This is a genomic window from Burkholderia sp. SJZ089 (genome assembly GCF_007828315.1).
Lineage (GTDB): Bacteria > Pseudomonadota > Gammaproteobacteria > Burkholderiales > Burkholderiaceae > Burkholderia > Burkholderia gladioli.
Genome location: NZ_VIUM01000021.1, coordinates 86,328 through 97,824 on the forward strand (window position 1 = coordinate 86,328; position 11,497 = coordinate 97,824).

The following is an 11,497-nucleotide window of genomic DNA, read 5'->3' on the forward strand; positions in this document are numbered from 1 at the left end:
ACAACGACCGCGCGCCGTCCCGCGCGCGGACCGAACAGGATTCCTGAATGAATACCCCAATTCGCGACAAGGTGCTGCTCTGCATCGACAACATCGCCGGGCTCGAATCGCTGCGCTACCTGGCGCAGCGGCCGAGCGTCGAGGTGGTGGCCGTGATCGTCCATCCCGAGGCGAATGCGGTGCAGCTCGACGAGATCCTCGCGCTGTGCGAGCGGCACGCGATTCCCGCCATCAACGTGCTCGACGCGCGCGCGCGTTTCGACGAGCTGATCGTGCCGCTCGCGCCCGACTTCATCGTCTCGATCTATTTCGACTACATCCTCGACGACCGCTTCCTGGCGCTGGCCGCCAAGGACTCGATCAACCTGCATCCGGGCTACCTGCCCTACAACAAGGGCTTCTATTACTACGCCTGGGCGGTGCTCGACGGCACCCCGGCGGGGGTGAGCATCCACCGCATCGAGACCGCCGTGGATGCCGGGCCGATCATCAGCCAGATGCGCGTGCGCGTGGAAGGCACCGATACCGGCGACATCATCTACGACAAGCACATGGACGCCTCGATCGAGCTGTTCCGCACCACCTGGCCGAGCATCGAGACCGGCACCTACCGGCTGTTCCGCCAGCGCCACGGCGGCACGCGCAAGAAGATCACCGAGACCACCGCGGCCATGGAGATCGACCCGGACGCGACCTACGTGGCGCGCGAGCTGATCGACCTGCTGCGCACCTTCAGCTTTCGCGGCGAGGGCGGCTGCCTGATGCAGATCGACGGCAAGAAATACAGCATCGGCATCGAGTTCTCGGAACTCGTCGACAACGTCAACCAGGTGCGCGGCAAGCGCGACAACTATCTCGTCGGCTGACCCGGCGGCGATCCACCCTCACGGAAGACCAGACATGAAACCCAAGCACATCCTGCTCGCCTACTCGGGCGGCCTCGACACCTCCACCGCGCTGCACTTCCTCAAGCAGCAGTTCGACTGCCGCGTCACCGCCTACTGCGCCAACCTCGGCCAGAAGGAGGACTGGGAGCGCATGAAGAAGCGCGCCGCGATCGCCGGCGCCGACGAACTGGTGATCGCCGACCTGCGCGAGACCTTCATCCGCGACTACGTGTTCCCCGCGCTGAAGGCCAATGCCGCCTACGAGCGCGACTACCTGCTCGGCACGCCGCTGGCGCGCCCGGCGATCGTCAAGGGCCTCACCGACTACGCGCTGGCGCACGACGTCGACACGCTCTCGCACGGCTGCACCCAGAAGGGCAACGACCAGGTGCGCTTCGAGATGGCCTCGCGCATCCTCGCGCCGAACCTGCCGACCGTGGCGCCGTGGCGGATGTGGGACATCGCCTCGCGCGAGGACCTGTTCGCCTATTGCCAGAAGCACGGCATCCCGGTCGAGAGCCGCCCGGACAATCTGCTCAGCCACGACGAGAACCTGGTGCACATCACCACCGAGGGCGACTACCTGGAGAGCGTGGGCAATGCCTTCGACTGGCACGACGCCAACTGGATCACGCCGCCGACGCTCGCGCCGGACGCGATCGAGACGCTGCGCGTGGGCTTCGAGCAGGGCGTGCCGGTCAGCGTGGACGGCGAGGCGCTGGGCCCGGTCGAGCTGGTGGCGCGCCTGAACGCGGCCGGCGCGCGCAACGGCGTGGGCTTCCAGGACATCATCGAGAACCGCATCAACGGCCTGAAGGTGCGCGGCGTGTTCGAGAACCCGGCGCTCACCATCCTGCACACGGCGCACCGCAAGCTCGAGAAGATCACCCTGGGCCGCGACGTCGAGCGCCTGCGCAACCTGGTGTCCGATGAATACGGCGACATCGTCTACCGCGGCCTGTGGTTCAGCGACGAGCGCCTGTGCCTGCAGGCCCTGATCGACGAGACCCAGAAGTACGTGACGGGCGAAGTGACGGTGCAGCTCTACAAGGGCTCGGCCACCGCCGCTGCGGTGGAGTCGCCGCAATCGCTGTACTCGCGCGACCTGGTCACCCTGCACGCGGGCCAGTCGATCAGCGGCGAGGACGCCACCGGCTTCCTCAACACCCTGGGCCTGCGCATCGGCATCGAGGCCGCGCGCGGCGCGAAAGCGGGAGGCCAGGCATGAGCACGCCCCTGGCGAATCCCTGGGCCGGCCGCTTCAGCCAGCAGATGACCGACAGCCTGGTGGCCTTCAACACCAGCCTGCCGCTGGAGGCCCGCCTGTTCGAGGCCGACATCGACGGCACCGCCGCCCACGTCGACATGCAGCACGCGGTGGGGCTGCTGCAGGACCACGAGCACGCGGCGCTGGCCGCGGCGCTCGGCGAGATCCGCGCCGGCTGGCAGGCCGGCGAGATCACGCTGCGCCCGGCGCTCGAGGACATCCACATGAACCTCGAGACGCTGCTGGTGGAGAAGGTCGGCGAGCTCGGCAAGAAGACCCATACCGCGCGCAGCCGCAACGACCAGCAGGCCACCGCGCAGCGCATCTACTTCATGCGCTCGACGCGCGAGCTGGTGGACGCGATCGACACGCTGCAACGCACCCTGCTCGAGCACGGCGAGCAGCACGCCGGCCTGGTGATGCCGTCCTACACGCACCTGCAGCGCGCCGAGTTCACCTACTACACGCACTGGCTGGCCACCTACGTGGTGATGCTGGAGCGCGACCGCAGCCGCTTCGTCGACGCGCTCGAGCGCGCCGACCAGTGCCCGCTCGGCGCCTGTGCCTCGACCGGCACCAGCCTGCCGATCGACCGCCGCCTGTCTGCCTCGCTGCTGGGCTTTCGCGAGCCGACCCTGCACAGCATCGATTCGGTGTCCGACCGCGACTACCTGGTCGAGTTCGGCGCGCACGCGGCCAACCTGATGATCCACCTGTCGCGCCTGTCGGAGGAGCTGATCTCCTTCACCAGCCAGGAGTTCGGCTTCATCGCGCTGGCCGACGGCTACTGCACCGGCAGCTCGATCATGCCGCAGAAGAAGAACCCCGACGTGCCCGAGCTGGTGCGCGGCAAGTCGGCCTCGGTGATCGGCAACGCGATGAGCCTGATGGCCCTGCTCAAGGCGCTGCCGCTGGGCTACAACAAGGACCTGCAGGAGGACAAGACCGCCTGGTTCGCCGCGCTCGACAACTGCATGAGCTCGCTGGCGATCCTCACCGAGCTGGTGCGCACCATGGCGCCGGTGCCCGAGAAGATGCGCGCGGCCACGCTGGGCGGCCACATCATCGCCACCGAGTACGCCAACTACCTGGTGCGCAAGGGCCTGCCGTTCCGCGAGGCGCATCGCGTGGTCGGCGAGCTGGTGAAGACCGCCGACACGCTCGGCGTGGACGTGGCCGAGCTGCCGCACGAGCGCTTCACGCAGGCCAGCGCGCTGTTCGGCGAGGACGTGGCGCGCATCACGGTGGAGGACATGGTGGCGCGCAAGAACTCGCTGGGCTCGTGCGGCGACCAGGCACTCGACGAGCTGCTCGCGCGGCTGCGCTCGATGCTGGCCGCGCACCAGTCCGGCCGCTGACGGGACGACCATGCTCATGTCCGAGCCCATGCGTTCCTTCCATCCGGCCCCGCGCGCGGCGGCGGGCATCTCGTACTGCTCGTTCGGCGAACTGCTGCAGGGCGTGCTGCTCGAGGACGAGAGCGACTTCCTCGTCACCCTGCCGATCCGCAAGTATTCGGTCAGCACCTTCGTGCCCGATCACGGCAGCAGCGAGATCGTCACGCAGCCCAGCGGCAAGACCAAGGCGGCCGCGCTCGCGCGGGTGATCCTCGCGCGCCACGGCAGAGCGGTCGGCGGCACCTTCCATATCGACTGCGATATCCCGGTCGGCAAGGGCCTGAGCAGTTCCTCGGCCGACCTGCTGGCCACCGCGCGCGCGATCGAGGTCTACCTGGGCCGCGAGCTGCCGCTGGAGCAGCTGTGCCGCGACATGAGCGGCATCGAGCCGACCGACGGCGTGATGTTCGCGGAATCGGTGGTCTACCTGCAGCGCAAGGGCATGTTGCGCACGCGGCTGGGCCGGCTGCCGAACCTGCAGATCGTCTCGCTCGACGAGGGCGGCACGCTGGACACGCTCGAATACCATCGCGGCGGCGAAGCCAACCGCCACAATCGCGAGCATCGCGCCGAGTTCAACGAGCTGCTGGAGCGGATCGTGGCGGCCTTCGCGGCGCGCGACCTGGCGGAGATCGGGCGGGTCTCGACGCGCAGCGCCCAGATCAACCAGAAGGTCAACCCGAAGCGGCACCTGGCGGCGGTGCAGGAGGTCAGCGCCGCGACCGGCGGGCTCGGGCTGGTGACGGCGCATAGCGGCACCTGCATCGGGATCCTCTACGAGGCGGGGCGCGCCGACCATGCGGCGAACCTGGCACGGGCGGTCGACGCGCTGTCGGCCCACGGAAGCGTGAGGGTCTATGACACGATCTGCTGAACGCCTGCCCGGCCGCGCGCCGGGCGCCTCGCGCACGCGGCGGCTCGCCGTCGCCGCCGCGCCGGCCAGCCGGGGAGGGTGCCATGCGCGTGCCTGACACCGTCGCCGAACTGCCGAGCCCGGTCGATCGGGCCGGGCGGCTCAGCACCCGCAACGCGCGGATCTACCTCGCCTACCGGGTGCTGACGCTGGCCATCGTGGATCGCGCGATCTTCGTGATCTTCCTGTTGCACAAGGGCTTCGACGCCTACCAGATCGGCATCCTGCAGGGCGTGTTCTTCGTCGCCAACATCCTGTTCGAGGTGCCGGCCGGCATGTTCGGCGATGCCTTCGGCCGCAAGCGTTCGGTGCTGCTGGGGCTGGCCGCCTACTGCCTGTATGCGCTCGGGGTGATGGTCAGCGACGGCTTCGTGGCCTTCCTGTGCCTCTACGCGCTGCTCGGCACCGCGCTCGCGCTGGTCTACGGCTCGGACACGGCCTTGCTCTACGACAGCCTGGTGGCCGACCGGCGGGTGGCCGACTTCAACGGCATCCAGTTGCGCGCCAACGCGCTGGGCCTGATCTCGGGGGCGCTGGCGGTGCTGGCCGGCGGGCTGCTGCAGGAGCTGTCGTGGAACGCCGTGTATGCCGCCTACTTCGTGGTCTACGCGCTGGCGCTGGCGGCCTGGAGCTTCGCCGCCGAGCCGCCGCGGCTGGCCGCCGAGGGCCAGGCGGCGGGGCACGCGCCGCCGGGCAAGGAGGTGATGCGCGGCGAGGTGATGCGCGAGCTGTTCGCGTTCCTGCGCGGCCACTGGCGAGGCGTGGCGCTGCCGATCCTCGGCTTCACCGCCTTCGCGGCCTGCACCTCGCCGTTCTTCACCTTCAGCCAGGCGCTGTTCAAGGGCAACGGCTTCAGCATCGAGACCATCACCTGGTTCTTCTTCGCCGCGCAGATGCTGATCGGCGTGGTCTACCTGGTGATGCAGCGGACCATGTCCTTCCTGCGTTTCTACCCGGTGGTGATCGCCAGCACGCTGCTCACCACCGCGGTGCTGGCCTCGATGTGGTTCAACCTGGTGGCGGTCGATTTCGCCGGCTTCTTCCTGGTGATGATCATCAACCCGATCGTCACCGTGGTGGCCAACGAGTACTTCAACAAGCGGCTGCCGAGCCGGATCCGCGCCTCGTTCCTGTCGCTGATCGGGCTCTGCATGTCGGTCACCATCGCGGTGATGTACTTCCTGTACAGCTATCTCGCGAAATCGCTGGCGATCCATCAGGTGATGGCGTCGTCCTCGCTGATCGCCGCCTGCGCGTTCGGCATCTTCATCGTCGCGCGCTGCGTCGACACCGGGGAGGAAGCATGAAGCTGCGTCGTCTGCTGTACCGCGAGACGCCGTTCGAGGCGCTCGCGCCCGCCGAGCTGCAGCATCTCGGCAGCGCCTTCGGCGAGATGGTCGCCGCCCATCCGCTGATCTACTACTGGGTGCATCGCGTCGATGCCCGGCGCTGGCTGATCACCGACTTCTTCCACGCCTCGATGCTGCGCTACCGGGGCCTGGAATTCGTGCTGATCGAGGACGGCACGGTGTCCTACTACCGGCTGCCGGGCGCGAAGGTGGGCGGCACCGGCCACGTGCCGGAAGGGATCTACCACGTGGCCATCACCTCGGGCACGGGCGCCGCGTTCCGGCTCTCGATCCGCAAGAACCGCACCGGCCGGCTGGAGCTGCTGGAGATCGCGCCGGCGGCCGCCGGCAGCACGCCCGGCGCGCACCAGGAACTGCCGCGCCACGTGCTCGAGCCCAGCAAGTTCGCCGACGAGCTGAAGACCGCGATCGCCAGCGGCGTGGAGTGGTGCTACCGGCGCCATCGCAGCGCCGACGCGCTCGCGCGCGCCGCGCTGGCCGACGAATGGCGCGCGGCGCGCTGGCCAAAGGTGGTGCGCGGTAGCGGCACCGATTCGGATACCTATCTGTGGATGCTCGAACAATCGATCGCATGAACGACACCATGACCCAGATCCTCGACCATGCCGGCGGCCTCGACGCCCGGCTCTACGACAGCGTTTCCGCCTCGCTCGACCACCCGGACCTGATCGCGCTGCGGCCCGGCCTGGTGGCCGCCGCGTTCCGGCTCATGAAGCTGGTGCCGGCCAAGTACATCATCGAGAAGGCGCTGGCCACCGGCCAGCTCGATCCCGGCATGCCGGTGCTCGAAACCTCCAGCGGCACCTTCGCGATGGGGATCGGCATCGTCTGCGCGGAGAAGCGCATCCCGTTCCATATCGTCAGCGACGCGGCGATCGACGCGCGCTTGCAGGCACGCCTCGCGCAGCTCGGCGGGCGCGTGCAGATCGTCGGCGCCGACGCTTCCGGCTCGAACGTGCAGGTGCTGCGGCTCGAGGCGCTGCAGGAGCAGTTGCGCGACAACCCCGGCGGCTTCTGGCCGCGCCAGTACGACAACCCCGACAACCAGCAGGCCTATCGCGCCTTCGCCCGGCAGCTGATCGCCGCCTTCGGCCGCGACCTGGTGGTGGTCGGCACGGTCGGCTCGGGCGCCTCCACCTGCGGCACCATCAAGGCGCTGCGCGAGACCGATCCCTCGATCCGGCTGGTCGGCGTCGACACCTTCGGCAGCGTGCTGTTCGGCCTGCCGGTGGGCAAGCGCGCGCTGCGCGGGCTGGGCAACTCGATCCATCCCGGCAATGTCGACCACGCCTGCTTCGACGAGGTGCACTGGGTGTCGCCGGCCGAGGTCTATGCCAGCACGCGGCGCCTGCATGCCGAGCACGGCCTGTACTGCGGGCCGACCTCGGGCGCGGCCTTCATGGTGGCGCAATGGGTGCGCGCGCAACGGCAGGACGGCAAGACCGTGGTGTTCATCGCGCCGGACGAAGGCCATCGCTACATCGATTCGGTCTACGACGACGCCTGGCTGCGCGAGCAGGGCGTGGCCGACACCGTGCTGGCCACCGAGCCGGCGCGCGCCGGCAGCCCGGCCACGGCCGGCGGCGCCTGGGCCCGCTTCGAGTGGGAACGGCGCAGCTTCGCCGAGGCCACCGGCCGCGACAAGCCGGCCGGCGACGCGCTGGCGCAGATCCGCGCCACGCCCACCGTGCCTGCCGTGCCTGCCACGCCCGCGGCGGCCCCGGCGCCCGCGGCCTGACCCGCCCGGCGAACCCGAACCATCGAGCAACCGACCACCTGACGCCCTGACCGTGAAGACCTTCGTATTCATCGAAAGCAATACCACCGGCACCGGCCGGCTGTGCCTGCGCCAGGCGCTGCTGCGCGGCTACCACGTGGTGTTCGTGACCGGCCGCCCCCAGCTCTATCCGTTCCTGCGCGAACTGCTGATCGAGCCGCTGGTGGTCGATACCGCCGACGTGGCGCGCATCGTCGACGCGCTCGGCGCGTTCCCGCAGATCGCCGGCGTGTTCTCGACCTCCGAGTATTTCATCGAGACCGCCGCCACGGTGGCCGCGCACTTCGGCTTGGCCGGCGCGAGCCCCGAGGCGATCCGCACCTGCCGCGACAAGGCCCGCCTGGCCGCCTGCCTGCAGCGGGCCGGCGTGGGCGCGGCCCACACCGAGGTGGTGCCCGACCTGAGCGCCTTGCGCGACCTGGCGCTCGGCCTGTCCTATCCGCGCGTGCTGAAGCCCTCGTTCGGCTCGGGCAGCGTCGGCGTGCGGCTGGTGCGAAACGAGGCCGAGCTGCTCGAGCACGGCGCTCAGATCCTCGCGGCGCGCAGCAACGAGCGCGGGCTGGCGGTGGTGCCGCAACTGCTGGTGCAGGCCTTCGTGGAGGGCGCGGAGTTCTCGGTGGAGGTGGTGGGGCTGGGCGCGGGGCGCGGTTATCGCGTGCTCGGCGTGACCGGCAAGCATCTCGGGGAACTGCCGTTCTTCGTCGAGAGCGGCCACGATTTCCCGGCGCCGATCCCGGCCGCCCAGCGCGACGCGCTGGTGGCCGAGACGCTGCGCGCGCTGGACGCCACCGGCCACCGCTTCGGCCCGGCCCATGTCGAATGCCGGATCGCCGAGGCCCGCGTGGTGATCATCGAGATCAACCCGCGCCTGGCGGGCGGCATGATCCCGCAGGCGATCGAGGCGGCCACCGGCATCGACGTGCTCGGCGCGATGGTGGACCTGCACGCGGGCGTCTCGCCCGATCTCGCGCCGCGTCGCGACGGCCAGGCCGCGATCCGCTTCGTGCTGCCGGGCCGGCGCGGCACGATTCGCGCGCTGTCGTTCGCCCAGGCGCCGCGCGAGGCCGGCGTGCGCATGCAGTTCATGGCGCTGCGCCAGCCGGGCCAGCGCGTCGAGCTGGACGGCGATTTCCGCGATCGCGTCGCGCTGGTGCTGGCCTCGGCGGCCGATCGCGAGACCCTGGCGCGCGCGCTGGACGGCATCGAGGCGCGCGTGAAGCTGGAACTGGACGACACGGACGCGCCCGCGCCGGCGGCCGGCACGGGGCGCCTGCGCCGCGGCCTGCATCCCGAGGCGCTGGCGATCGTGCGCCGTCCCGAGCCGCCGGCCGAGCGCCTGGCCGAGCTGGAGGCCTATGCCGCGATCGACGAGGCCCATCTGCTGATGCTGGTCGACGCCGGGCTGTGCCCGCCGGCGCGCGCGGCGGTGGTGCTGGCCGAGCTGGCGCGCCAGCGCGAGGCCGGCTTCGCGGCGATCGTCGAGGCGCTCGCGCCGCGCGGCAGCTACGCGCTCTACGAGCAACTGCTGATCGAGCGCGTCGGGCTGGAGGCGGGCGGCGCCGTGCATACCGCGCGCTCGCGCAACGACATCAACGCCTGCGTCGCCAAGCTGCGCGCGCGCGACTGGTTCGACAGCGCCGCCGACCGCCTCTGGCGGCTGCGCTCGACCCTGCTCGACAAGGCCGGCGCCACGCTCGACTGGCCGCTGCCGGTCTACAGCCAGTACCAGGTGGCCCAGCCGGGCAGCTTCGGCTACTACCTCTGGTCGGTCGAGGCCGCGCTGCGGCGCGATCAGGCCGCGCTCGACGCGCTCGACGAGGACCTCGCCCGCTGCCCGCTCGGCGCGGGCGCCGGCGCCGGCACCGATTTCCCGATTCGCCCGGAAACCAGCGCCGCGCTGCTCGGCTTCGGCCACAGCTTCGACAGCGCGCTGGACGCGGTGGCCAGCCGCGACCTGGTGCTGCGCCTGCTGTCGGCGCTGGCGATCGCGGCCGCCACCTTGAGCCGCCTGGCGCACGACCTGCAGCTCTGGACCATGCGCGAGACCGACTTCCTGGCGCTGCCCGACGAGCTCGCCGGCGGCTCCTCGCTGATGCCGCAAAAGCGCAACCCGTACCTGCTGGAGATCGTCAAGGGCAAGCTCGGCCACGTGGCCGGCGCGCTCAACGCGGCGGTGTTCGCGGCGCAGCGCACGCCCTTCAGCAACTCGGTGGAGATCGGCACCGAGATGCCCGCACATTGCGCCGACGCCGTGCGCGAGTTCGGCGAGAGCTGCGAGTTGCTGCGCTTGATGATCGACGGCATCGAGGGGCACCCGGGGGCGATGCGCGCCGCGGCCGACCGGGGCCTGGTGACGGCCACCCAGGTGGCGAACGCGCGGGTGCGCGAGACCGGCACCAGCTTCCACGAGGCGCATCACGAGGTAGGCGCGCTGATCACCGCCACGCTGGAGGCGGGCGGCGACGCACCGGCCGCGCTGGCGGGCCTGGTGCGCGAGCCGCTCGCGCCGGTCGAGGCGGCCGCCGCGCGGCTCGCCCACGGCGGCGGCCCGGGCGCGGCCGAAGCCGGCATCGAGCGCGCGCTTGCGCTGCTGCGCGGCTCGGCCGAGACCGCCTGGAAGCGTCGCGCGGCCTGGCAGGCCGGCGCGCGGCAGCGCCAGACGCGGGTTGCCGCGCTGCTGGCGGCGGCGCCGCACTGAGGCCGGGCGCGGCCTGGCCAGCCGCAACATTCACAAGCGGCGGCGATCGCATCGATCGTCGTCAGGATGACGAAACGAAGTGACCGAACGAGAGACGCAGGCGATGGACCGACCCCTGATTGATTTCCTGAGCGATACCGTGACCGTGCCGACCGCGCCGATGCGCCGGGCGATGTTCGAGGCCGAAGTCGGCGACGACTGCTACGGCGAGGACCCGACCGTCAACGAACTGGAGGCGCTGGCCGCGCACATGACCGGCAAGGCGGCCGCCGCCTTCGTGTCGAGCGGCACGCTGGGCAACCTGACGGCGCTGCTGGCGCAGTGCCCGCGCGGCCACGAGGTGATCCTCGGCGACCAGTCCGACCTCTACAACTACGAGGCGGGCGGCATCTCGCTGGTGGGGGGCGGCGTGCTGCACCCGGTGGCCACCGCCGCCGACGGCAGCCTGCCGATCGAGGCGCTGCGCGCGGCGATCCGCGACCGCCACGACTACCAGTGCGCGCCGGCCGCCGTGATCGCGCTGGAGAACCCGCATTGCCTGGCCGGCGGCCGCGTGCTCTCGCTCGACTACCTGCGCCGCGTGCGCGAGCTGGCCGACCAGCACGGCCTGGCCGTGCACATGGACGGCGCCCGCCTGTTCAACGCCGCGGTGGCGCTCGGCGTGCCGGCCGCCGAGATCGTCTCGCATGCCGATTCGGTGCAGTTCTGCCTGTCCAAGAGCCTGGCCGCGCCTTACGGCTCAATGGTCTGCGGCAGCGCCGAGCTGATCGATCGCGTCAAGCGCTACCGCAAGCTGCTCGGCGGCGGCACGCGCCAGGCCGGGATCATGGCCGCCGCCGGCCTGGTCGCGCTCACCGAGATGGTGGAGCGGCTGGGCGAGGACCATCGCCGCGCCGCGCGCCTGGCCGCCGGGCTCGCGCGGATTCCCGGCATCGCGCTGCGCGCGCCCGCCTTCGACACCAGCATGGTGTTCTTCGACGTGGCCGTGCCCGGCAATGCCGCCTTTCTCGATGCGCTGCGCGAGCAGGGCATCCGCATGGGCCTGCTCGGTGACGGCGTGATCCGCGCCGTCGTCCACTACCAGATCGACGACGCGGCGATCGACGCCACCATCGCGGCCGCCGGGGCGATCCTCGCCGAGGCCGCGCTGCCCGAGACGATGGAGTCGCATCGATGAGCGCCGCGACT

General features: G+C 70.8%; 9 protein-coding genes. All 9 read left to right on the forward strand.

What is annotated here, in order from left to right; genetic code table 11:
• The first annotated feature begins 47 nt into the window (after positions 1 to 47).
• Positions 48 to 866: a formyltransferase family protein gene (locus FB600_RS30815; RefSeq protein ID WP_013697626.1), complete on the forward strand. Its 819-nt coding sequence runs from the start codon at positions 48 to 50 to the stop codon at positions 864 to 866.
• A 34-nt stretch (positions 867 to 900) separates the two neighbouring features.
• Positions 901 to 2,115 (forward strand): argininosuccinate synthase, encoded by a 1,215-nt coding sequence (locus FB600_RS30820; RefSeq protein ID WP_025100039.1) that lies wholly within the window; start codon positions 901 to 903, stop codon positions 2,113 to 2,115.
• Positions 2,112 to 3,512, forward strand: a complete 1,401-nt coding sequence (gene argH / locus FB600_RS30825) for an argininosuccinate lyase (RefSeq protein ID WP_096749249.1) — start codon at positions 2,112 to 2,114, stop codon at positions 3,510 to 3,512. The genes FB600_RS30820 and argH overlap by 4 nt, the downstream gene beginning before the upstream one ends.
• Positions 3,513 to 3,540: 28 nt before the next feature.
• Complete coding sequence (locus tag FB600_RS30830) at positions 3,541 to 4,425, forward strand: kinase (RefSeq protein ID WP_175427779.1); 885 nt, start codon at positions 3,541 to 3,543, stop codon at positions 4,423 to 4,425.
• Between the two features lie 83 nt (positions 4,426 to 4,508).
• Positions 4,509 to 5,771, forward strand: a complete 1,263-nt coding sequence (locus FB600_RS30835) for an MFS transporter (protein ID WP_096749247.1) — start codon at positions 4,509 to 4,511, stop codon at positions 5,769 to 5,771.
• Positions 5,768 to 6,409, forward strand: coding sequence for a hypothetical protein (locus tag FB600_RS30840; RefSeq protein ID WP_096749246.1), 642 nt, complete (start codon positions 5,768 to 5,770; stop codon positions 6,407 to 6,409). Before FB600_RS30835 ends, FB600_RS30840 begins: the two co-directional genes overlap by 4 nt.
• Entirely contained in the window at positions 6,406 to 7,572 is a 1,167-nt protein-coding gene (locus tag FB600_RS30845; protein WP_145757911.1) for a pyridoxal-phosphate dependent enzyme, read from the forward strand. The genes FB600_RS30840 and FB600_RS30845 overlap by 4 nt, the downstream gene beginning before the upstream one ends.
• 52 nt (positions 7,573 to 7,624) lie before the next feature.
• The gene (locus tag FB600_RS30850) at positions 7,625 to 10,309 is read left to right on the forward strand and encodes a lyase family protein (RefSeq protein ID WP_105819291.1); all 2,685 of its coding nucleotides are present in this window, start codon (positions 7,625 to 7,627) and stop codon (positions 10,307 to 10,309) included.
• Between the two features lie 103 nt (positions 10,310 to 10,412).
• Positions 10,413 to 11,486, forward strand: coding sequence for a GntG family PLP-dependent aldolase (locus tag FB600_RS30855; protein WP_164467526.1), 1,074 nt, complete (start codon positions 10,413 to 10,415; stop codon positions 11,484 to 11,486).
• Positions 11,487 to 11,497 lie beyond the last annotated feature (11 nt).